This window comes from Carboxylicivirga taeanensis, from assembly GCF_051851475.1.
GTDB lineage: Bacteria > Bacteroidota > Bacteroidia > Bacteroidales > Marinilabiliaceae > Carboxylicivirga > Carboxylicivirga taeanensis.
Window position 1 is genome coordinate 1 of record NZ_JBPUSJ010000012.1, and the last position, 22,373, is coordinate 22,373.

Sequence of the window (22,373 nt, forward strand, 5' to 3'; positions counted from 1 at the left end):
AAGAAGGATTGGTTTTTCATCCTGAAGATTATGTGTACAGCAGTGCTCGTGATTATAGTGGAGAGAAGGGATTGATAGAAGTGACGGTGATAAAGTAATAGAACTCTACCACGCGAAAGGATTCCCGCGGGAGCCTTGAGTGGAGAGCCACACGAGAGGACTCGTGCGGCAGCAGTGTATAACACCTTCTGCATTTGGTCTATATTTAAAGCAAAGTAGTAATCTGTTTATAATAGCTAATTATCCAATAAATTAGAACTATGAGAATAATAATTATATTTGTATATATGTTAATTTCTTTAGGTGCATGCCATTATAGTAATGATGATCTTTCCTTACTTACAAAAAGTAGTAAAATAGAAGACCACATGGAAGCATGCCAAATAATTGGAGAGACAAAAAATATAAAATATCTACCATTTCTATTTGATAACTTAAATGATCCAAGAGTTTCTCATCATATTCATTATAAGGGCATGTCTGTTTATCAATGTAAAATCATTGCGCTTAAGAAGATTAGTGGGTTAAAACCTCCAAATGCAATAACTTATAAGCCAGATTCATGTAATATTCAGTTTTATATAGATTGGAGAGAAAGCTACCGCTGAGCGAAGTCTGTGACTTCGTTCTTGATAACAGTTAGTTTGCAACTAACATTGCGAAGCAAACAATAATAGAAAGCCACGTTAGCGATAGCGTGGCTTTTTAAATACAAAAATGTTTTGTAGTTACAGACTACTTGTTATGTACCCCTGCTCCCGCGCGAATCCTTTCGCGTGGTTTAGCAAAGTATAAATAAGATAACAACAAAAGCTGCTCTATTTTTTAGGGTAGCTTTTGTTATATTTGATGCTATGAGCCGCAATTACAAGTTTTATAATCCAGAAGGGGTTTACTTTGTAAGCTTTGCAGTAGTCGAGTGGCTGGATGTTTTCACACGCAACGAATACAAAGATATTCTACTTGATAGTCTGGCATTTTGTCAGCAAAAGAAAGGAATGGAACTCTTTGTCTGGTGCATAATGACCAATCATGTGTATTTAATTTTTAGAAGCATTCAAGGTCAGAAACTAGAATTGCTATTAGGCGATTTTAAACGTTTTACAAGCAATGAAATCATCAAATGTCAATAAATACCAGTTTTGGAGGCATGACAATAAGCCAATTGAGCTGTGGAGCAATAAAGTAATAAACGAAAAAATAAGTTACATTCATAACAATCCGGTTGAAGAAGAATTGGTTTTTCATCCTGAAGATTATGTGTACAGCAGTGCTCGTGATTATAGTGGGGAGAAGGGATTGTTAGAAGTGACGGTTATAAAACAATAGAATTATACCACGCGAAAGGATTCCCGCGGGAGCCGTGAGTGGAGAGCCACACGAGAGGACTCGTGCGGCAGCAGTGAAAGTTGAAAGTTGATGAGTTGAAGGAGGAAGAAAGGGTGTTATCTTAAATCTTGTCACTTTTCCAGCTCGCCATAGTCAATAAGTATACAAACGCGGCTCGGCATAGTTTTCAACTAACATTGCAAAGCAAACAATAATAGAAAGCCACGTTAGCAGTAGCGCGGCTTTTTTTAATACCAATAGATTTTGTGGACTCTGCCGGGCGGGGAGGGTGGAGGTTGAAATAAAAGAGCCCGAACGCTTGTCCGGGCAGTCAAAAAATGCTGTATTGCTAATATTGGAGTGATTGCAGCCAGCCTCAAAAACGCTTCATTAAAACCGCCTTAAAAAGTAGCTGCATTGATTACATAGCGGTAGCGGGCTTTCTTGTTCTCCACATTTTTCCATGCATCATTAATTTGTTCGGCCGAAATAAGCTGTATTTCCGGTTTTATGCCCTTATCGGCACAGTAGTGCACTACCTCCTGGGTTTCGGGGATGCCGCCTATTAGCGAGGCATTAAAATTAACGCGCGTGGCCGCCAGCGCAATGTTGCTGAGATTAATCTGGAAGCCTTCTGGCATTCCTACATAAGTAAAATTGCCGTATGGCTTAACGCAGGCCACGTACGGAGTAGCGTTAAACTGGTAGGGGATGGTGCAAATCATGTAATCGAGCTTTTTGTGGCAGGCCTGCATGCTGCTATATGTGTCGTCAACCACAATAACCTTTTTAGCACCCCACGATTGAATGTCCTCCACTTTATCGGGCGAAGTGGTAAAGGCATACACTTCTGCCCCTTTTGAAACGGCCAGTTTAACAGCCAGATGGCCTAAGCCGCCAATTCCGGCTACCCCTACCTTGTCTCCAGCATTAAAATTCTCTTTCATCAGCGGCGAATAGGTGGTTATGCCCGCACACAATAAGGGAGCGGCTTCCTGAAGCGTTAGGTGATCAGGGATATGAACCGCAAAATGCTCTCTGACCACGATGTTGCTCGAATAGCCACCTTGAGTGATGCCTGTAGGTGATTTTTTATCGTGAGCACCATATGTAAATAAGGTTTGACCATTGTCGCAGAATTGCTCTTCGCCATCCTTGCAACTGTCGCACACCATGCAGCTATCGACCATGCAGCCTACACCAGCCCGGTCGCCCACCTTGAATTTGCTTACATTTTTTCCAACTGCAGTAACAATGCCAGCGATTTCGTGGCCGGGCACTTGCGGGTAGGTTTGTGATCCCCAGTGCCCTTTCATCTGGTGTATATCGGAGTGGCAGATGCTGGCGTATTTGATATCTATCAACACGTCGTTATCGCCTACTGGGCACCGTTCAAAGGTCCAGGGTTTTAATTCTCCTGATGTATCAAAAGCCGCATAGCCTTTTGATGGGATGGTTGGATTGGCCTGATTACTCTGGCCAAAAACAGGGAAGGGATTGTTTAATAGCATGGATGCGCCCATGCCGGCAATGGCCGATTTTTTTATAAAATCCCTTCTTGATTGTGTCAGGTCCTGTGAACTAACTTTGTTTTCTTTCATTGTTGTGGTTTTAGAGTTGATTACTGATGCGCAATTCTTATTGTGCATTCAGGCAACGATAGCCTATTGAGACACAGATAGAAGAAGGCGCATTTATTAAAGTGCCACTAATGTAATAATTACATTTTACATATTAACTAAGGTGGTAAACTACTTCTAATTGAAGCTATCAACATGGCTTTGTCATGCAGAGCAAGAATGGTATATTGGTGGGAAATAACTTATGATCAGACTATGGATAAAAACAAATTTATACAGGACTATAAGAGAGCCTTTGGTAATTATGAGCTGCCTCTGGTTTTCTGGTATTCGGAGCAGGCAGCAAGTCCGCTAGAGAAGGTGAACGGCTGCTTTTTTAAGTGTTTGACGCCTGTGCGTAATGGGGGCATTGTTAGTTTAAATGTAGACACCATTGGTTGTGCAGGCGGTAAGGTATATACCGGTTTTACGGAGGCTCCGCCATTTATTCCTCCCTTTGTATCGCAAAAGGAGCATTATAAAGCAACGCCGGAGCAGGTGAGCGAGTTTATCTGTCATCTGAACATGCCGGGTAAGGAGGGGCTTTATCTGAATTTAGCGTCACTAAGTCAGGTGGATAGCTTTGAGGGGCTCGAAGGACTGATTTTTTTTGCTACCCCTGATGTTCTGAGTGGATTAGTCTCCTGGGCCTTCTATGATACGAATGCTCCTGATGCGGTTTCGGTTCCTTTTGGCTCAGGCTGTAGTGCCACTGTGGCGCAATGTGTGGTGGAAAATCAAAATAATGGGCAACGCGTTTTTCTGGGATTGTTTGACCCATCTGTGCGCCCCTATGTGGAACATAACATACTTAGTATGGCCATTCCCATGTCGCGCTTTAAAACCATGTACACAACAATTAGCCAATCGTGCTTGCAAGGGGCACATGCCTGGAGTAAGGTAAAAGCCCGTATTGACACAAGTAATTGATGGCCATGTGATGGGGACTTGATTGAGTACTGCTTAATCGGACTACTTATCCATCGTTTTTTGGTTGCTTAACCTGTTTTATTATCAGCCTATTGCGCAATGAATGAAATTAAAATCTTGTAGTAGCGCTTAAAGTCGTATCTTTGCACAAATTATACTTAAAAGGCGGCGCGGCGGTTTGATGGCAATGAGCTCGTAATTCTCCACTATTCGTATGCGGGCCGTTGTTAACCAGTTATAGAATGCAAATAAAGTTTGAAGATTTAAAATTACATGCCTCAATACTCAAAGCGTTGAGCGACGAGAACTACACCAAACCCACCGCTATACAGGCCGAGGCTATACCCTATGTATTGAATAGGCAAGATGTGTTAGGCAGTGCACAAACCGGAACGGGAAAAACAGCCGCTTTCGCCATTCCAATTATTCAGCATGTGATGCAGGATATTGAGGAACAGAGGGGGAAAAGAAAAATTTTAGCCCTGATCGTTACCCCCACACGCGAATTGGCTATTCAAATAGGGGAAAGCTTTAAAACTTACGGCAAATACACCAAACTAAAGAGTTCGGTAATATTTGGCGGAGTTCCACAAAACGCTCAGGTAAGAGCCATCCGCCAAGGGGTTGATGTGTTAATTGCCACTCCAGGTCGTTTACTGGATTTAAAAGCACAAGGCTTGCTATCGTTTCACGATATTAAATACTTTGTGTTGGATGAGGCCGATCGTATGCTCGATATGGGTTTTATTCATGATATTAAAAAGCTGTTGGTGATGCTGCCTAAAGAACGGCAGTCTCTATTTTTCTCGGCGACGATGCCTCCTAAGATTCTGAAATTATCGCAGGAGATATTGGTGAGCCCTAAAAAAGTGGCGGTGAACCCAGTTTCTTCTACTGCTGAAACGATCCAACAGCGTTTATATACCACCAATAAAGACAGTAAAAAGAATTTGTTGCTTCATATTCTCAAAGAGCAGGATATGGACCAGGTACTGCTGTTTTCACGCACCAAGCACGGAGCGGATCGTATCGTGCGTAATTTACGTCAGAAAAAGGTTACCTGTGCCGCTATTCATGGCGAAAAGAGCCAGAACCAGCGTCAAAAAGCGTTAAAGCAGTTCAAAATGGGTGAGATACGTGTGTTGGTAGCAACGGATATTGCCGCACGTGGAATTGACATTGATAAATTGCGCTACGTGATTAACTACGATGTTCCTAACGAGCCGGAGACCTATGTGCATCGTATTGGGCGCTGTGGTCGTGCAGGCGAAGAGGGGGTGGCTATCTCGCTATGTGAGCCCGAAGAAAATGCGTATGTGCAAAGCATTGAGAAGCTTATCAAGCAAAAAATAGAGGTGGAGCGCGATAATCCTTTTCCGCAGACGGAGAAACCAATGAATGCTGTTGAAAAGAAAGAATTTGAGAAAGAGAAGCAGCGACGTAAGCAGGAATTCTTTGCCAATCGAAATAAGAAAGAAGGCGATCAGCGAGGAGGTTTCAACCGAAAGCGTAGGTAATTTAATTTAAATACCGTTTTATTGCAGCTATCAAATAGCTACAAATTGATATAAAAAAAACCTGTCAGACATTTACGTTCTGACAGGTTTTTTTATGCTTAGAACCAGCCTTCTTTTGCTGGTTTATGCTATCAATCAGTTCTTTTTCTTATCCAGGATAGCTTCTATTTCATCCATCAGTCCATTCATGGCTTCAATGGTTTTTTCAAATGGCTCCGATGAGGTCATGTCAACACCAGCTTTCTTTAACAGCTCAATGGGGTAATCAGAACCTCCTGAAGACAGAAACTCAATGTAGCGCTTGGTGGCTTCCTTATCGCCCTCCAAAACCTTAGCGGCTAAAGCCTGCGATGCAACAAAGGAGGTGCTGTACTGGTACACGTAAAAATTCATGTAAAAATGGGGGATGGCCGCCCATTCTGCCGCAATGTTATCCTCAACTGTACATACACCTTTGTCGTGGCCATAGTATTTGCGTGTGATATCTCCATACATCTGTGTCAGTACTTTGCCGGTTAGGGGCGTTCCTTTCTCTGCAGCCTCGTGAATAGCCAGTTCGAACTCGGCAAACTGAGTCTGGCGGAACAGGGTACCTTTAAAGCCATCGAGCATGCTCATTAATAAAGACAGACGCAAGTCATCATCCTTTAGCTTTTTCTGCATCATGTCATTAAGCAGTACTTCGTTAAAGGTTGAGGCTACCTCAGCTACAAAAGTGGCATAATCAGCAGTGGCAAAAGGCTGTGTTTTGTTTGAGAAATAGCTGTGCATGGTGTGACCCAGCTCGTGAGTTAAGGTACTCACCTCATTATATTGGTCGGTGTAGTTCATTAAAATGTATGGGTGCACATCGTAGGCGGCTCCGTTAGAGTAGGCACCGCTGCGCTTACCAGTATTAGGGTACACATCTATCCAGCGGTTGTTAAAAGCCTTATCAACCACTTCTACATATTCTTTTCCGAGTGGCTTTAACGACTTAAGAATAAGCTCCTGTGCTTCCTCGTAAGAGTATTTTAACTCAACTCCTTTTACTGTAGGTGCATACACGTCGGAATACATCAGCTCATCAACGCCCAACATGCGCTTTTTAAGTTCCAGGTAGCGGTGGAAGGTTTCCAGGTTGTTATTGACATTTTCAATTAGTGATTTATATACTTCAACCGGAATGTTGTTGGGTTTAACAGCTGCTTCTAAGGCCGAGTTGTAGTTACGGGCTTTGGCGCGAAATACGTTAACTTTTACCTGACCATTCAATAGTTCGCCGAAAGTACTCTCGTATTTCAGGTAGTTATCCCAATACACTTTTGTAGCTTCCTGTCGCATCTCACGGTCTGCTGATGAGCGGGCCACACTAAAGCTGGCCGGGGTTAATTCGGTCTCTTTCCCATCCATCATAATGGTGGCGCGGGGCATTTCGGCATTACTAAAAACGCTGAACGCTGAATTGGCGGTTCCGGTAATCATGCCGGTCTTGGCCATTACGGCTTCTTCTAATTCCGACAGGGTGTGTTTTTTCATTCGATACACATCCATCAGTCCCATTTTATAGATTTCCAGCTTTGGTTCGTCGGCCAGAAATTGTTTCATCGTTGCTTCAGGAATGGCAGCCAGCTCAGGTGTGATAAAGGACGCCATTTGACCGTATTCGATAAATACCTGGCGAATTTCTTTTACACGCGCCATATTATCGGCATCACGCAGATCCACATCCGATTTTAGCGAAGCATAGATGTACAAACGGTAACCTTCTTTCATTACCTGCTCAGAGTATTGCAGGTAGCTGAGTAAATTGGTGGCCGAACTTCCAAGCTGACCTTTAAAGCTGGTCACTTTTTCCATTTCTTTAGCCAGCTTATCTTTTGCGGCTGACCACGCTTCATCGCTTTCATACAGGTCGGTAAAATTCCATTTGTAATTGTCCTCTATTTCAGAGCGCTCTTTTTGAGCATGGGCAGTGAACACTGTCAGTAACATCAGGGCTACCGACAGGAGAGCCGTAGATACTTTCTTCATGGTTTAATTGTTATGTGTTTTTATTTATCAGGCTACCAAATTAAAGAAAGAAAATGAGATGTGCATTTTCTTGCAGGCGCAAAATGCTGAATGCTCAGTGAAAGGGGGTATTTCAAAAAGCTGGTTATATGGGGGTTTGAGTTTTTTTATTCCGAAGTAAAAAAAAGTCAGTTTTGGATAAGGGTATGATTTGCAGTAGGGTGTCCTTATGGTGACACGCGAATAATAAACTATTAAACTTAGATATTATGAAAGCAAATAATCATTCATTCGGAATTAGCACACGTTTCTTTTACTTGCTGGTTGTAACCCTGTTATCAGTTTCATTTATGGCTGAAGGGGTTGTAAGAAGCGAAAAGCGGGTATTTGAAGAAGGTACCTACAAAGAAATTAAAGGAAAAGTGGTGGACGCAAACAGTGGCGATGACCTTATATTTGCCAATGTTACCATTGAAGGAACCAATATTGCTACGGTAACCAACTCCGAGGGCAGCTTTGCACTAAAAGTACCTAACGAAATGTTGAATAAAAGCATTACCTTTTCTTACATTGGTTATCAGAAAAAATCTATTCCCATTAGCACGTTAGATGACGACAAGAACAAAATTAAACTGGAAATTCTATCGGTATCGTTAGATGCGATAACCGTATTCCCCAAGGACCCTGACTTGCTAATTGAGGCGGTGTTAAACCACCGGAAAGAGAACTACTACCAGACTGAACATAAAATGACGGCTTTTTACCGCGAAATCATTCGCAAGCGCCGTACCTACGCCTCTCTGTCCGAAGCTGTGGTAGAAGTGTATAAGCAAGGCTATTCCAATCAAAAAGATGATGCCGTGAAGTTATTGAAGGGACGTAAGAGCGTCGACTACGACAAGCTTGATACCATTACTTTCAAACTGCAAGGTGGTCCGTATTCAACACTTATGTTGGATATTATGAAAAGCCCTTACATGATTTTACGCTACGATGTGCTTGAAATGTACGATTTTGAAATCGCTAACATCACCCGTCAGGATAACCGTATTTTATACATTCTTAATTTCAAACAAAAAGATTGGGTTACTGAACCATTGTTTTATGGCAGCTTGTACATCGACTCAGAAACCATGGCCATTGTAAGTGCGTCGTACAATGTAAATACGGAAGATAAGAAGGCTGTTGGCGCTATGTTTATTAAACGTAAGCCTGCCGGTGCCGATGTTTATCCGACTAAAGCATCTTACCTGGTGACTTACCGTGAGAAAGATGGTAAATGGATTTATGGTTACTCGCGCGGTGAGATAACATTTAAAGTAAATTGGAAAAAACGACTGTTTAATACCGTCTACAACACAGCTATTGAGATGGCCATTACCGATTGGGAAGAAACAAGTGAAAAATCATTCAGAGGTTCTGAACGTTTAAAAACCAACGTGGTGATGAGCGACACAGAGATGGGCTTTGCCAATGATGATTTTTGGGGCGATTACAATGTCATCGAACCAGAAAAATCCATTGAATCGGCTATTAAAAAGATTCAAAAGAATATTGAAAAGCTGAAAAACTAGCTCTTAAAACCAAATCATCATACAACAGGCTGGTAATCGTAAAGGTTATCAGCCTTTTTGTGGCATATAGGCGATGGCTCTGTTGAGCCTTTTCAGTTCATAAATAAGGAATATGGAGGTAATTACAGCCGAAACAGTGTCGGCAATAGGGCCTGCCAGCCAAACCCCATCCAGTCCAAAATGCTGAGGCAGTACCATCAGAATAGGGACTAACACAATCACTTGCCGGAGCAAAGAAATAAGGGCTGCCAGTCCGGCTTTTCCGGTCGACTGGAAATAGTTACCTGTAATAATCTGAAATCCCACCAGCGGCAATGCCAGCAAAAAGAGGCGTAACCCCCGTGTGCCAATATCTAACAGGTCCTGGCTGTCGCTATTAAAGGCCCTAATGATGGTACGCGGAAAGAGCTCACTTACAGTAAATCCAATAATCGATATAACTGTAGCAAAAATAAGACTAATCACCAGTGTTTGTTTCACTCGTTTATAGTTTTTTGCGCCAAAATTAAAACCAATAATGGGTTGGGCGGCCATGTTAATTGCGATGATGGTCATTACCAACAGAGTGGCTACACTCATGATAACGCCCATGGCACCAACGGCCAGGTCACCACCGTATTTAACCAGTTGTACGTTAAAGGTGCCAAATACGAGGCTGGAAGCCATTTGCATGGAGAATGGGGCAAAACCAATTGAGATAATGTACCAGATAATTTCCTTGTTGAGGAAAAAGTTGCGCACTTTTAGGCGGATAACCGAGCGTTGGCTCCGGAAATGAACAATCACCCAGATGCAAAGCGCAAATTGCGACAAAATGGTGGCATAGGCCGCACCGGCAACTCCCATATCGAGGACAAAAATAAATATCGGGTCCAATATCAGGTTCAAGCCGGCACTAATCAGCATCGAAATCATGGCTACTTTGGCACTCCCCTCAGAACGGATCAGGTTATTGAGTGAATAGCCCACAATGTTAAAAACAGCCCCAAATAGTATAATGTTGAGGTATTCATTGGCATAGTCGAATGTTTCGTTATTGACCCCAAAAAAGCGCAGCAGAGGATCTTTTATAGCAAAGCCCAAGCCCATAATAAATAGGGCTACTATAACCATCAGAACAAACGCGTTACCCAGCACTCTTTCTGCCCGGTCAAAATCCTTTTTACCCAAGTTTAACGAAACGCGCACGCCAGCTCCCATGCCAATGAGCATTCCAAAAGCCATCATAATAACCATGATCGGGAAAATGGCACTCAGCCCGGATAACGCCATTGCACCAACTCCATGGCCGATAAAAATACGGTCGACAATGTTGTAAAGCGAGTTAATAATGACACCCGCAAAGGCTGGTAAAAAATACTTCCATAAGAGTTTGGGTATATTTTCAAATTCCAGCTCTTTGACATTTTGTGCCTGCTTTGACATAAAAAAAAATTTCTGTTGTGAGCGACAAAAGTAACAAAAGGGAATCATTGACAGGGCGATTTCATTCTTTTTGTCAGTTTTTCATAAAATTTATGATAATTTGAAAGTTGTAATTCCTTAGCTTTGAGCTAAAGAAGAGCTGAAGTGTGAATATTTCATTAGAAATGTATAATTTGCCTAGTCAAACCTTGATTTATGTGTATGAAAGCTGTAATCGTTATTCTTTTATCTTTACTGGTTGATTCAATATTTGCGCAGGACGCCCATTACTGGACTGAGCAATACGGCACGCGCTCAATGCTTATGAGCAATTCGGTGTATGGTAGTGTGGAGGATTTAGGAGCTGTTTTTTACAATCCGGCCCGCTTAAGCTTTATTGAAGAAAATGCCTTTTTAATCAGTGGAAAGGTGTATCAGCTGAGTTCGTATGCTTTTGATACCAACTCTAATGAAGAGCGTACATCGCCACAGCGGCAGTCGTCTTTTGGTGGCGCACCTAGTTTGTTAGCAGGTACTTATCGCATAAAAGGTTGGGATAAACACTCGTTTGCGTATTCCTTTCTGGGCCGGCGAAAAATGGATTTAGGCATTACCGAAAGCTCCAGTACTTTTGGCGATGTGTTGCCAATTCTACCTGGAGAAGAGCATTTTAGTGGGGATGTGTATTTACAAAAAAAGTTTAATGAAGAGTGGTTCGGATTAAGCTGGTCGTATACCCCAAATGAAAACTTCAGTATTGGAGTTTCTAATTTTCTTTCGATCAGAAAGCAGAATGCGCTTGATGAAACACAAATATTCGTGTTCAGTGAGGCTGAAGATGTTGAGTCCTATAAAAATAATAATAGCTATAGCTTTTCGCACACAGGCATTCTTTGGAAAATTGGTCTTGCCTGGAACCATCATCCCGTCAAATGGGGAGTCACCATTACAACGCCAACTCTTTCCTTGTCGGGTAATGGCTCTTTTGCCTACGACTATATCTACACCGGCATCAATGATGCTAACCCGGTTTATGAGCGCAATACCCAAAGCGACCTGAAAGTGACATATAAAACACCCTTCTCAGTAGCCGCCGGTGCCGGTATCAAAGTTAAGCGCGGTTCGGTGAATGTTAGTGCCGAATATTTTGGTGCTGTGAGCGAATATACCTTGATGACCAGCGTCCCTTTCACTGGGCAGAGTTCGGGCGACCTTTATCAGGCTACTCTGGTTGATAAGCTGAAGCCGGTGCTTAATTTTGGTATTGGTTACAACATTGTGTTTAGTGACGATGTGTTCGGGTACATCAGTTATTCAACTGATATCTCTGCAGCAGTGGCGCAGCCAAGTGATAAGAAGGTGTTTAGGTCCAAAACTTATGCATCTACCTTTAATTCTAACATTAACCATTTTGGGGGAGGAGTAGTTATGCATTTTAAAAGGGCTGATATCACCTTTGGAGCGTCTTTGGCAACCACCAATTACCGGGTGAAGCGATCGCTGGTTTTCCCCAATGAGAGCGGAGGGTCAGGTATTCTGGATCCCAATGCCTATACCGATGTGAAATGGAATCGTTTGCGATTTATTGTTGGTATCTCTATTCCTTTTTTAAATGATTTTGCAAAAAAGTGGGAGAACAAGCTCATTGATGGAGAATTTAGTACCAACTAGTGATTGGCAATTGCGGCCAGTATTTTTTTTGCCCGGTTTACTTCGCCTTTACTGCCATAAGGAAGCAGGTTTTCCAGCGTTGCTTTTAGCTCAGGAACCAGCTCGGGATAAACATGGGTTAAGCCAAAAATAATGGTCATGCAATGGGCCTTAACAGCAATCGGTGTTTCCTCGGTTTGAAGCCACTGAAAGCAGCAGTCCAGCAGATGGCCGTCGGCCAGGTTCTCTAAATTATGTTGCGACAGAATGCGTAAATAATGTCTTTTTATGCTTTGGTTGGTCAACTTAGGCGTGCGCTGCACCAGAAGGGGCAGGTATTTATTTATTACATCAGAGTCAATGTCGTGCACCAGGTCCAAAAGGTAGGCCGATCGCCAGGCCACTTTAGCATCAGCATGTTCATTTAATTCCAGCAGTATCTGAATATCGGTTGACGTATGATAGAGCTCGTCGGCAATACTTTTGAATAATTTGCCTTCCCAGCCGCTGTTAATCAGGGTGATAATTTCATTTTTTCGTTTCTGCATGTTACAAAGATAAAGATGGCGGGTTATATTGGATAACACGGGCCTGCTTTTTCAAAACTATAATTTTATATCTTCGACAAAAAAACAACACATGCGTTACCTCTCCATCGTTCTATTGCTGCTTAGTTTATGTCAGTTTTCATCGGCTAGTCAACAACTATCCGATAAAGCTCATTTATCGGTTTTGACTTGCTCACCTGGCGATCAGTTATATTCGCTATTCGGGCACAGTGCTATTCGCGTGAAGGACCCGGTGGCGGGTTTCGATCTGGTATTTAACTACGGGACTTTTGATTTCGATACGCCTAATTTTTATCTCAAATTTGCCAAAGGCGATTTAAACTATTGGTTAACCTATTACAGTTTTGAGCGTTTTAAGAGAGCTTATGCCTATTATGGGCAGAGTGTAACCGAAAACAAGCTGAATTTATCGCAGACCGAAAAGCAGCAGTTGTTTGATGCGCTGCTTAAAAACGCAGAGGAAGAAAACCGGTATTATCGGTATGATTTCTTATTTGATAATTGTGCAACACGCATTCGCGATATCATAGCCGCTAATGTTGAGGGAGAGCTAAAGTACACAGCTGGCAGTGTCGAAGCCTTTACTTACAGGCAAATGCTTCACCAGTACGATGGTAAGTATCCCTGGATAAGTAATGGTTTAGACATTATACTTGGTATGAAGACCGATGATGATGCCAGGCTGTTTCATCAAATGTTTTTACCAGACTATTTGCAGCAACATCTGTTAGCAGCGGTTATCGAAAATGGGGAGACAAGAAAGTTGCTGGAAGCCGATCAGCCAATTATTACTCTTGAGCAGCCTGAACCCTCAAAAGGAATTGGTCCGGGACAATTTTTTTGGTTCCTGTTTTTTCTGTCGGCTGTGATGGTAATAGTAGAGGTGAGGCGGGCTAAACCCCTGACAGCTTTCAATCGCATATTTCTGTTTTTAAGCGGGGCAGTTGGCGCCCTTATATTTTTCCTTTGGTTTCTGTCACGTCACAGTGTAACGGGTGAGAACTTTAATATTTTGTGGGCCATGCCTTTTAATTTGTTTGTGGCCTTTTTTGCTTCCTGGTTTTTTCAAACCAAACTATTTAAGATCTACCTGATATTCCTGATTATTTGCGCCGCTGTACCTGTTGTTTTTGGCTGGTTAATTCCACAATACTTGCCGGTAATGGTGTATCCTTTGTGTTTGCTGCTTATCAGCCGTTATGCATCTTGGCTGTACTTGTTAGCGAAACGTTAACCATCTGTCAGCGAACTATTTTGTTAGAATTTCGTTTCATTATTTATGAAGCGGAGTGTTATATTGCTTATTGCCGTGTTGCTCTTATGGTTACCGGTTGCTGCCCAACAGCTTAGGGAAGTTAGTGCTGAACATTTGCTTCGGCGTGTTAATGAAACCAACGATAGCGTTTACATTGTAAATTTTTGGGCAACCTGGTGTGGACCATGTGTTGAGGAGCTGCCAGTATTTGAGTCAACGGAACTTCAGCAGCTTCAAGTTCCAATTAAGGTGTTACTGGTGAGTGTTGATTTTCCATCGCAAAAGGAGCAGCTTTTAGCTTTTATAAAAGAGAAGCAGTTGAAGCAGGAAGTGTTACTGTTGGATGAGCAAAATCCCAATAGCTGGATGAATCAAGTTCATCCGGACTGGTCTGGAGCTATTCCGGCCACCGCTGTTTACTACAATAAAGAAATGGTTTTTAATGAAGGAGAGCTCACCTTGGATGAGTTAAAACAGTTAATAGCATCTATTTACCCTTAAAAATATACCTAAATGAGAAAAGTAAGCAGTCTATTATTGGTGTTGGTGCTGTCGCTTGGCGTTCATGCACAATTAAAAGTAGGAGATGGGGCGCCTGAATTCCGTCTTTTAAATACCAATTATCAGGAGGTTGCCTTAAGTGATTACAGTGAACAGCAAGGCCTTATTTTGATCTTTACCTGTAACCATTGCCCCTACGCGAAGCTTTACGAGGAGCGGATTAAGCAACTGCACCAGACGTACGAGGCGCAAGCGTTTCCTGTTGTTGCTATTAACCCCAATGATTCGGTGCAATATAAAGAGGATGGTTTCTCGTTTATGGTTGCCAAGGGTTACGATTTTCCCTATTTACTGGATAATGAAGGCATCTACAAAGCCTATGGAGCGACTAAAACACCACATGTGTTTTTGCTGGTGAAAGCAAGTAATGGTTTTAAGGTGTCCTATATTGGAGCTATAGACGATAGTCCGCAGGATGCTGCCCGGGTAAAGGAGACTTACCTCGAAAATGCTATTAAAGCAGCGCAGCAAGGACGTGCTGCTGAACCATCACTCACTAAGGCTATTGGTTGTTCCATCAAACCCTTTAACTAGACCACCTGCACGTGGCATGATCGTGTTTTAACAACTTGTTAGTTTTATTACTGAACAGAAAGCATTATTTTTGACGGGTGCTACAAGAAAATTCATGAGGCTATTTTATAAAACACTGGCAGGAGTAGGTATCACTGCTACATTATGGGTATCATCAGCGATGGTTAATCCGGTCGCAGAGTCGTACGGAAGTGAGTTTAGTCCTCCGGGGACAAAAGCGACATCTTTTCATGTCCCTTCCTTTATGTCAGATAATGAGGATTTTAGTTATCTGGAGAAGCAGGTAGAGCGTTTCATGCATCGTGAGCTGCTGGAAGGCGCATCGGTGGCCATAGCCAAAGATGGCAAGCTGGTGTATGCCAAAGGGTTTGGCTATGCCGATAAGGAAATGGAAATTGCTGTCGAGCCTTCGCATCTTTTTCGTATTGCAAGTGTATCCAAACTGATAACTGCTGCTGGTATCATGCGCCTTAAAGAGCAGGGACGCCTGACGCTGGATGATAAAGTATTTGGCGAAACCGGTATTTTGAACGATTCCATTTATTTAAAGTATCGCGACAAGCGCGTAGAAGACATCACGGTGCGTCACCTATTGGAGCACAGTGGCGGATGGACTACCCGCTGGGGCGACCAGATGTTTATGCCAACCATTGTGGCCAGTTCACTGCATAAAGCATTGCCCGTTAGCAAGAGCGACATCATTCGTTTTGTTCTTAACAAACGCCTTCATTTTACACCCGGTCAGTCGGCCTATTACTCCAACCTGGGTTACATGATACTTGGGGAAGTGATTTCAAAAGTGTCGGGCATAGAGTATGAAAAGTACATTCAAACCAATCTGCTTTATCCTTTAGGTATTTTCGACATGCGTATCGGAGGCAGTTATCTGCATGAACGTGCTGAGCTGGAAGTAAAATATTATGAACCGACACCAACATTTTATGTGAGTGATCATTCCGGAACCGGTGAAGAGGTGTTACGCACCTACGGCGGTAACGATATGCAGGCATTGGGTGCGGCAGGAGGGTGGATTGCTTCATCAACCGACCTGATGAAGCTGATGCTCGCCATTGATGGTTTTAGTACTTATCCCGATTTTCTTAGTAGTGAAAGCATAAGGCTGATGGTGGATGACGAGATCAATAATTATGGTCCGCTGGGATGGCGGCGTATTCGTTCCAACACCTGGTTTCGTACCGGAACACTGGCCGGAACATCAGCTCTCATGGCGCGTCAGGATGATGGCATTGCCTACGTGGTGTTGTTTAATACCGGAAGCTGGAAAGGGCCTGCTTTAGCCAATGATATTGCCCGTGTAATGAATAGAGGAATTTCGTCTATTGAAAACTGGCCCGATTATAACCTTTTTCAAATGGACAACACCTGGGCGTCGACCCGCAAACGGCCGCAAGTTATTTACTAAAAGTATCTTCTTGAGTTGAATAATGGGTTTTTAAATTTGTCTAAAAGGCAAGTGTGTTAAGGCTTGTCTCTGCTTTCAATGAACACTCTTTGTAGTTATTGAACACCATCTGGTTTTAGAATCGTTTGTTTTTGGTGATTTTTACAATGAATAAAAAACGCCAAAATATGAAACAAATAGAATTGCTATTTTTTAGCTGTTTTTTACTGGTGCTTGCTGCCTGCAGCGACAAGAATAAAGCCAGTGAAACACCATTGATACCAAAACCTAATCAAATCACTTACCAAGCCGATGCGTTTAAGTTCAGTAATGAGACCGAAATCATTGTTGAGGATACAGATTTGTTGCCGGGAATAGAGGTCTTCAATGAAAAAATTGCTCAACATGCTCAAAAAAAGCTGAATGTAAGAACCGAAGGCGCTTTCGAACATAACATTACGATTAAGCGTAATGCACAGCTGCCCGACGAAGGTTACCGGTTAAATGTGGCGAATAATGGAGTTTCTGTTGAAGCGGCTAATGCAAAGGGCGTTTTTTACGCCATGCAAACTTTTTTGCAGATGTGTCCGTCTGAAGTTCTGGCAACCGGTCAAAGCAAAGCTTTTAGTTACCCGGTTAAAGCGGCAGCCATTGAAGATAGCCCCGGTTTTCCCTGGCGAGGTATGATGCTTGATGTATCGCGCCACTTCTTCACAAAAGACGAAGTTAAAGATCTCATCGATTACCTGGCGTTTCACAAAATTAATGTATTTCACTGGCACCTGGTGGATGATCAGGGCTGGCGCATCGAAATCAAAAAATACCCAAAACTTACCGAGGTTGGTGCCTGGAGAGTTGATCGTGAGCACTTGCCCTGGGAGGCTCGTCCACCTATGGAAAAGGGTGAAAAGGCGACCTATGGTGGTTTTTATACCCAAGAGGATATTAAAGAAGTTGTAGCGTATGCGCAAAAGCGTTTTATAACTGTAGTGCCCGAGATTGAAATGCCTGGCCATACCACTTCATCTTTGGCGGCCTATCCCGAATACTCCTGTACAGGAGGTCCTTTTAACGTGGTACCCGGAGGCTTATGGCCCATTACCGACATCTATTGTGCGGGTAATGAGGCCACTTTTGGTTTTATAGAGGATATTCTCACCGAGGTAATGGCGCTATTTCCATCCCAGTACATTCATATTGGCGGGGATGAAGCCAATAAGGCTGAGTGGGAAAAGTGTGCCAAATGCCAGGCACGGATTAAGCGCGAAAAACTGGCTGATGAGCATGCGCTTCAAAGCTATTTTATTAAGCGGATAGAGAAATTTTTAAGCGCCAATAATCGCACCCTTATTGGATGGGATGAGATATTGGAAGGTGGTTTAGCGCCTAATGCAACGGTTATGAGCTGGAGAGGCTTTGAGGGCGGAATTGAAGCCGCGAATAGTGGGCATGATGTGGTTATGACACCGACTTCGTACTGTTACCTCGACTACTATCAAGGACCAATGGATACCGAGCCCGTGGCTTTTAATGGTTACGTTCCTTTGGAGAAAGTTTATCGTTTTGATCCGGTTCCGGCAAAGTTAAAGCCTGAAAATGTGAAGCATATTCTCGGAGGTCAGGGCAACCTGTGGACTGAGCAAGTGGGGGATAAGGAACATATGCAATACATGACCTTCCCAAGGATGGCGGCTATGGCTGAGGTATTGTGGACCAATAAAGAAAACCGCAGCTGGGATGATTTTTCAAAACGTATTGGGACAATGACCCAAACATATGATAAAATGGGTCTCAATTATGCCAGAAGCATGTACACGGTCAACTTTGAAAGCGTGTTTGATGCCGCCAACAAAACAGTGGCTCTTGAATTATCTACTGAATTTCCAAGTGCTGAGATCTATTATACTTTAGATGGCAGTGAACCAACATTGAACTCAAATCGCTATACCGGTGCTGTTAATATTGACACGTCAGTCGATGTGGTGGCTGCCACATTTATAGATAAGAAAAAGGTAGGTAAGAATGCCCGTGTAAACTTTAATATGCACTTGGCAACAACAAAGCCCATTACCTATAAAAATCAGCCAAATGAAAGGTATCGCGGGCAGTCTGATATTACACTGGTTAACAGCATTAGAGGAGGCCGTAACTTTTCCGACGGGAAATGGCAGGGCTTTAAAGGCGATAATCTGGAGCTATCGATTGATTTGGAGAAAGAGGAAACTTTATCGAAAGTTACAGTGGGCTGTTTGCATCAAACAGGTTCATGGATTTTTCTGCCCAAGCAAATTAAGGTACTTACATCGTTGGATGGTCAGGAGTTTACTGATGCCGGTTCAACCATTAACAGCATTCCATTGCAAAGTGAAGATCAGGTAATGGATTTTAGTGTTGATTTGAGCCATGTATCTGCTCGCTATGTGAAAGTAGTAGTGGTTAATCAGGGACTCGTTCCAAAATGGCATGGTGCAGCAAGCAGCGATGCCTGGTTGTTTGTCGACGAAGTAATTATTGAGTAAGTTAATGGATGTGAGAATAAGTACAAAAGGCAGATGTCATCAGATATCTGCCTTTTGTTGTTTTAAAGCCCTTAATAAGAAGTGCCTGTAATCAACTTGTCAACTCAATGCGAAAGGAGTTGTCAAAATAAGCTGCCCTGTATGGCCACATCGCTTACGTTGATTACTTCGTCCTTATCGCGCAGGTACCAGAGGTAGCCTTCAATGTTTGAGTAGCCCATCTCCCTCAATAAGCCCATGTAACGCCTTACCTGTTGCGCATGTTTTTCATTTTTCAGCTCCCCAAACTTGTAGTCGATAACTGTTACGTTATCATTGTGTATGATGACCCTATCGGGGCGATACGTGCCACCGGGCATTAAAATGGTTCCTTCATTGATAATTTGCCGGTCGGCAGCAAACCAGTCTTTCACCAAATCCTGACTGATTTTCGTATTGATAAAAGAGATCAGGCTATCTCGTTCTGAGGTTTTTAGTTGTCCGTTAAGGATGAGTCTGGTCACCGCTGTTTCCACATCATCTTTTGAAATAATGAGCTCAAATAAGCGGTGCATTACTTTTCCATATTTGAGATGTTTCAGGTGCTCAGGCGAACTCATGGCAACACTTTCGGGATGAATTTGGATACGCTTGCCCAGTTCGCTGGTTTTGAAGGGAACGGGGGCAGAGATTGGGGCGGGTTCTTTAACCGGTTGTTGCGGTATTTGTCCAAATTCAAATGTCTGGTTGTCACCATCCCAGCCTTCGGTCAATTGTTGCACCAGTGCCTCATCTTTCCCAGCCAGCATATTAAATTGGTTGATGATTCTAAAAAGAAGGTGGGATACATTCTTCAGTCCGCCAGTTTTTGCAGGTTGTTCAGCCATTATCACCAAGGCCTGCTCGGCCCTTGTTAACGCAACGTACAACAGGTTAAGGTTGTCTACAAACTGATGCAGACGCTCCGTCAGGTAATCATCGATAAAAATGGTGTGCAGCAGGTTGGCCGAATAATTCACGGGCAACAGTTCCAACCCGTTAAAAGGTGCGCTGTCGGGCTGGCACCAGATAAGGCTGCCATGGCCTTTATCATCAATGTTCCAGTTGCAATAGGGAAGCACCACCGCTTTAAACTCCAGTCCTTTGGATTTATGAATGGTCATAACAGTGATGGCATTCTGATTTTCGGGCACTGAGATGGCGGTATTCTGTCCTTTGTCGTTCCACCAGTTAATAAAATCATGCACATTAACCGAATAGTTCGTCACATAGTCGCGAACGGCATCCAACAGGCCCTGGAGAAAAACAAACTGGTTCTGATGCAGGTCGTTGGGTAAACGACGCACCAAGGCTTCGGTCATTTCAAACAGCGGCTGGCCTTTCAGTTCAAGCAACTGCTCAGATAGCTGGGCAAACAGCTGTCCCTCTGTGTCGTGAAGGATATCTGTGTCGCAGTGGAGTGCATCAATGGTATTATTCGCATAAAAGTGACTGTAAAGCCTGATAAAGGCCTCTGCCACCTCATTGTCGGGTTCCTGGATGTATTTGATTTGCTGTACCACCAGGTTAACGGCTGGTGAACTACTTAGCAAAAGTGTTTCGTTGGATATCACCGGGTGTTTGCATGCAGTAGGTGAGTAGCTGCCCGAAAGCAGTGCTTCAGTAATTTCTGTTCCTTCATTTTTTTTGCGAACCAGTATGCAGATGTCTTTATAATCATAGCCTTCGGCCAGCAAACGCTCTACTTGTTCTACCGCAGCCTGGGTGGCATTGGTTTTAAACTCAGCATTTTTTCCTTCGAGAAAGTCAACGTGTATAAAACCTCCTGAACCCTTTGATTTAGAAGCTATTTTTTGAACAGTATCGCTGTAGGCAATGCTGATTTTTTGCTGCAGGTCATCCGGAATATCTGCTTCTTCAATGGCCTCCTGTGATGAATTGATAAATTCGGTTTGCAAGAGGCGGGCGGCACTCTCAAAAATAATGTTGTTAAAGGTGATCACATTTTCGGAGCTGCGCCAGTTAGTGTCAAGCGTCAGATTAGTTAGTCCGTGTGCGGCAAAATCAATGTTTACCTGGTCACTAAGAAGTTTCCAGTCGGAGTTACGCCAGCGGTAGATGGACTGCTTTACATCCCCAACAATGAGCGCGTTATGGCCATCGCTGACACTATTTTGCAACAGGGGCCTGAAGTTGTCCCATTGCAATCGCGAGGTGTCCTGAAATTCATCAATCATATAGTGCTGAAAGCGCGTACCTGTTTTCTCATAGATGAAGGGCGCGTCATTTTCATCAATAATCTGATGCAGTAAGCGGTTGGCATCAGCCAGTAAGAATAGGTTTTCGTTCCGGGCCAGCTCGTTGACCTTTAGGGCAATATCGGTAATAATACCCAGGGCGTTGAGGTTTGAGAGGATGGCTTTGGCCGTAAAGAAGCTGACTTTTTGCTCCTTCAGTGTGGTCAACAGTTCCACCAATGCCTCATTAAGACCATTGTTATAGCAGTCGATAATCAGGCTATTGTCCGATTCGCTGTTTTTATTATGAAAGGCGGCTTCCGGGTTATTGGCTAGTGCTTCCAGCTTTAGTATTTCCAGGTAATCACTGCTTTTACTTACATTAACCAGTTTTTCCAGCTTTTTGAGGGGCGAACGCGATTTTCCTTGCAGAATGTCCCAGCTGATTCCGTGGGTTTTAAGCGTGTTCAGGCCTTTTTTGGCAGCGTCCTTAATTTGTTTTTCGAAGGCCTCAACAATCTTTATTAATTCCAGCCGATAGGTACTCAGCAGCTTTTTATCTCGGAGCTTTTGAAGTACTTCGGGTTTCAGACTTTGAAACTCCTCTTTAAACACCTCTCGTCCCAGGGAGTTGAGTTCACTGGCAATGTTCCAGTCTTTTCCTTCTTCAATTTTTGATAGCGTATGCTTAATCAGCCATTCCTTTAACTCTTCGTTGCCTTTCAGCTCCAGTTCGCGCAATAAATTATCTACGGCCTGCGACAGAATTCGTTCGGCATCCAGCTCAATCTTAAAGTTAGCAGGCAGATTGGCTTCGTAGGCAAAAGAGCGAATCACCTTCTGAAAAAAGCTGTCGATGGTATTAATCGAAAACTTAGAGAAATCATTCAAAATATTAACCAACAGGTTCTTGGCAACCTTTCGAATGTAAGCTTCGGGTTTATCGAGCAGCTGCATCAAATCCTGCAGGTAATCGGGCTGTTCAGCTGTGGCAAGCGCATAGAGCTTATCGAGAATGCGATGCTTCATTTCGGCGGTGGCTTTATTGGTAAAGGTCACGGCCAGAATGCTTTTGTAGCTTTGCGGTTCTCTAAAAAGGAGTTTTATAAATTCACCGGACAGCGTAAAGGTTTTGCCTGACCCGGCTGAAGCACGGTATATCTTTAATTGTGACATGAACAACGTTTGTTTGCAATCAAAAATAGACAAATTATTGCACAGTGTAATAGCCGCTTCGTTTGCTTTCTCATAGGGAGTAATAGTTAGTTGCCATTGAATTTATCTGCAATAAGAAGTAGTAAG

Annotated in this window: 17 protein-coding genes; 12 read left to right on the forward strand and 5 right to left on the reverse strand. The window is 43.1% G+C overall.

The features are described from left to right. The first annotated feature begins 260 nt into the window (after positions 1 to 260). The 3 genes from ACSX1H_RS15350 to ACSX1H_RS15360 all read left to right on the forward strand — a co-directional run bounded on the left by ACSX1H_RS15350 (position 261) and on the right by ACSX1H_RS15360 (position 1,329). The gene (locus tag ACSX1H_RS15350; protein ID WP_439185109.1) at positions 261 to 608 is read left to right on the forward strand and encodes a hypothetical protein; all 348 of its coding nucleotides are present in this window, start codon (positions 261 to 263) and stop codon (positions 606 to 608) included. Positions 609 to 854: 246 nt separating this feature from the next. Beyond that, positions 855 to 1,133, forward strand: a complete 279-nt coding sequence (locus tag ACSX1H_RS15355; protein WP_439185110.1) for a transposase — start codon at positions 855 to 857, stop codon at positions 1,131 to 1,133. Then, a complete protein-coding gene (locus ACSX1H_RS15360) occupies positions 1,111 to 1,329 on the forward strand; it encodes a hypothetical protein (RefSeq protein WP_439185111.1) in 219 nt (72 codons plus the stop codon). Before ACSX1H_RS15355 ends, ACSX1H_RS15360 begins: the two co-directional genes overlap by 23 nt. A gap of 401 nt (positions 1,330 to 1,730) precedes the next feature. Here the strand turns inward: ACSX1H_RS15360 and ACSX1H_RS15365 are convergent, their stop codons facing one another. Beyond that, on the reverse strand, positions 1,731 to 2,930 hold the full coding sequence (locus ACSX1H_RS15365; protein ID WP_439185112.1) for an NAD(P)-dependent alcohol dehydrogenase: 1,200 nt from the start codon (positions 2,928 to 2,930) through the stop codon (positions 1,731 to 1,733). Between the two features lie 234 nt (positions 2,931 to 3,164). On the opposite strand from ACSX1H_RS15365, the gene ACSX1H_RS15370 reads away from it, so the two are divergent. Further along, complete coding sequence (locus ACSX1H_RS15370; RefSeq protein ID WP_439185113.1) at positions 3,165 to 3,878, forward strand: DUF169 domain-containing protein; 714 nt, start codon at positions 3,165 to 3,167, stop codon at positions 3,876 to 3,878. 242 nt (positions 3,879 to 4,120) lie between these two features. Continuing rightward, positions 4,121 to 5,395: a DEAD/DEAH box helicase gene (locus ACSX1H_RS15375; protein ID WP_439185114.1), complete on the forward strand. Its 1,275-nt coding sequence runs from the start codon at positions 4,121 to 4,123 to the stop codon at positions 5,393 to 5,395. Between the two features lie 135 nt (positions 5,396 to 5,530). Here ACSX1H_RS15375 and pepF read toward each other — a convergent pair whose 3' ends face one another. Beyond that, positions 5,531 to 7,408 carry an oligoendopeptidase F gene (pepF, locus tag ACSX1H_RS15380; RefSeq protein WP_439185115.1) on the reverse strand — a complete coding sequence of 626 codons (1,878 nt, stop codon included), beginning with the start codon at positions 7,406 to 7,408 and terminating at the stop codon, positions 5,531 to 5,533. Between the two features lie 248 nt (positions 7,409 to 7,656). On the opposite strand from pepF, the gene ACSX1H_RS15385 reads away from it, so the two are divergent. Next, on the forward strand, positions 7,657 to 8,961 hold the full coding sequence (locus ACSX1H_RS15385) for a carboxypeptidase-like regulatory domain-containing protein (protein WP_439185116.1): 1,305 nt from the start codon (positions 7,657 to 7,659) through the stop codon (positions 8,959 to 8,961). 48 nt (positions 8,962 to 9,009) lie between these two features. Here ACSX1H_RS15385 and ACSX1H_RS15390 read toward each other — a convergent pair whose 3' ends face one another. Further along, a complete protein-coding gene (locus tag ACSX1H_RS15390; RefSeq protein ID WP_439185117.1) occupies positions 9,010 to 10,386 on the reverse strand; it encodes an MATE family efflux transporter in 1,377 nt (458 codons plus the stop codon). 201 nt (positions 10,387 to 10,587) lie between these two features. Here ACSX1H_RS15390 and ACSX1H_RS15395 point away from each other — a divergent pair, with 201 nt between their 5' ends. After that, positions 10,588 to 12,036, forward strand: coding sequence for a hypothetical protein (locus ACSX1H_RS15395; RefSeq protein ID WP_439185118.1), 1,449 nt, complete (start codon positions 10,588 to 10,590; stop codon positions 12,034 to 12,036). On the opposite strand, the gene ACSX1H_RS15400 is transcribed toward ACSX1H_RS15395, so the two are convergent. After that, the gene (locus ACSX1H_RS15400) at positions 12,033 to 12,563 is read right to left on the reverse strand and encodes a HEAT-like fold family protein (RefSeq protein WP_439185119.1); all 531 of its coding nucleotides are present in this window, start codon (positions 12,561 to 12,563) and stop codon (positions 12,033 to 12,035) included. The genes ACSX1H_RS15395 and ACSX1H_RS15400 overlap by 4 nt on opposite strands. Before the next feature lie 91 nt (positions 12,564 to 12,654). On the opposite strand from ACSX1H_RS15400, the gene ACSX1H_RS15405 reads away from it, so the two are divergent. The 5 genes from ACSX1H_RS15405 (at position 12,655) to ACSX1H_RS15425 (ending at position 18,855) form a co-directional block, all read left to right on the forward strand. Beyond that, positions 12,655 to 13,818 (forward strand): Lnb N-terminal periplasmic domain-containing protein, encoded by a 1,164-nt coding sequence (locus ACSX1H_RS15405; protein ID WP_439185120.1) that lies wholly within the window; start codon positions 12,655 to 12,657, stop codon positions 13,816 to 13,818. A gap of 45 nt (positions 13,819 to 13,863) precedes the next feature. Next, positions 13,864 to 14,340, forward strand: coding sequence for a TlpA family protein disulfide reductase (locus ACSX1H_RS15410; protein WP_439185121.1), 477 nt, complete (start codon positions 13,864 to 13,866; stop codon positions 14,338 to 14,340). Between the two features lie 12 nt (positions 14,341 to 14,352). Beyond that, positions 14,353 to 14,934, forward strand: a complete 582-nt coding sequence (locus ACSX1H_RS15415; protein WP_439185122.1) for a thioredoxin family protein — start codon at positions 14,353 to 14,355, stop codon at positions 14,932 to 14,934. Between the two features lie 94 nt (positions 14,935 to 15,028). Next, a complete protein-coding gene (locus ACSX1H_RS15420) occupies positions 15,029 to 16,357 on the forward strand; it encodes a serine hydrolase domain-containing protein (protein ID WP_439185123.1) in 1,329 nt (442 codons plus the stop codon). Positions 16,358 to 16,524: 167 nt separating this feature from the next. Then, positions 16,525 to 18,855 (forward strand): glycoside hydrolase family 20 protein, encoded by a 2,331-nt coding sequence (locus ACSX1H_RS15425; protein ID WP_439185124.1) that lies wholly within the window; start codon positions 16,525 to 16,527, stop codon positions 18,853 to 18,855. A 122-nt stretch (positions 18,856 to 18,977) separates the two neighbouring features. Here the strand turns inward: ACSX1H_RS15425 and ACSX1H_RS15430 are convergent, their stop codons facing one another. Continuing rightward, entirely contained in the window at positions 18,978 to 22,247 is a 3,270-nt protein-coding gene (locus tag ACSX1H_RS15430) for a UvrD-helicase domain-containing protein (RefSeq protein WP_439185125.1), read from the reverse strand. Positions 22,248 to 22,373: the final 126 nt, after the last annotated feature.

Excerpts from the sequence above, each read along its gene's own strand:
- ACSX1H_RS15360 (WP_439185111.1), top strand. The coding sequence starts at position 1,111 with ATGAAATCATCAAATGTCAATAAATACCAGTTTTGGAGGCATGACAAT.
- ACSX1H_RS15365 (WP_439185112.1), bottom strand. The coding sequence starts at position 2,930 with ATGAAAGAAAACAAAGTTAGTTCACAGGACCTGACACAATCAAGAAGG.
- ACSX1H_RS15430 (WP_439185125.1), bottom strand. The coding sequence starts at position 22,247 with ATGTCACAATTAAAGATATACCGTGCTTCAGCCGGGTCAGGCAAAACC.
- ACSX1H_RS15375 (WP_439185114.1), top strand. The coding sequence starts at position 4,121 with ATGCAAATAAAGTTTGAAGATTTAAAATTACATGCCTCAATACTCAAA.
- ACSX1H_RS15405 (WP_439185120.1), top strand. The coding sequence starts at position 12,655 with ATGCGTTACCTCTCCATCGTTCTATTGCTGCTTAGTTTATGTCAGTTT.
- ACSX1H_RS15420 (WP_439185123.1), top strand. The coding sequence starts at position 15,029 with ATGAGGCTATTTTATAAAACACTGGCAGGAGTAGGTATCACTGCTACA.
- ACSX1H_RS15395 (WP_439185118.1), top strand. The coding sequence starts at position 10,588 with ATGAAAGCTGTAATCGTTATTCTTTTATCTTTACTGGTTGATTCAATA.
- ACSX1H_RS15410 (WP_439185121.1), top strand. The coding sequence starts at position 13,864 with ATGAAGCGGAGTGTTATATTGCTTATTGCCGTGTTGCTCTTATGGTTA.
- ACSX1H_RS15355 (WP_439185110.1), top strand. The coding sequence starts at position 855 with ATGAGCCGCAATTACAAGTTTTATAATCCAGAAGGGGTTTACTTTGTA.
- pepF (WP_439185115.1), bottom strand. The coding sequence starts at position 7,408 with ATGAAGAAAGTATCTACGGCTCTCCTGTCGGTAGCCCTGATGTTACTG.
- ACSX1H_RS15425 (WP_439185124.1), top strand. The coding sequence starts at position 16,525 with ATGAAACAAATAGAATTGCTATTTTTTAGCTGTTTTTTACTGGTGCTT.
- ACSX1H_RS15415 (WP_439185122.1), top strand. The coding sequence starts at position 14,353 with ATGAGAAAAGTAAGCAGTCTATTATTGGTGTTGGTGCTGTCGCTTGGC.
- ACSX1H_RS15400 (WP_439185119.1), bottom strand. The coding sequence starts at position 12,563 with ATGCAGAAACGAAAAAATGAAATTATCACCCTGATTAACAGCGGCTGG.
- ACSX1H_RS15385 (WP_439185116.1), top strand. The coding sequence starts at position 7,657 with ATGAAAGCAAATAATCATTCATTCGGAATTAGCACACGTTTCTTTTAC.
- ACSX1H_RS15390 (WP_439185117.1), bottom strand. The coding sequence starts at position 10,386 with ATGTCAAAGCAGGCACAAAATGTCAAAGAGCTGGAATTTGAAAATATA.
- ACSX1H_RS15370 (WP_439185113.1), top strand. The coding sequence starts at position 3,165 with ATGGATAAAAACAAATTTATACAGGACTATAAGAGAGCCTTTGGTAAT.
- ACSX1H_RS15350 (WP_439185109.1), top strand. The coding sequence starts at position 261 with ATGAGAATAATAATTATATTTGTATATATGTTAATTTCTTTAGGTGCA.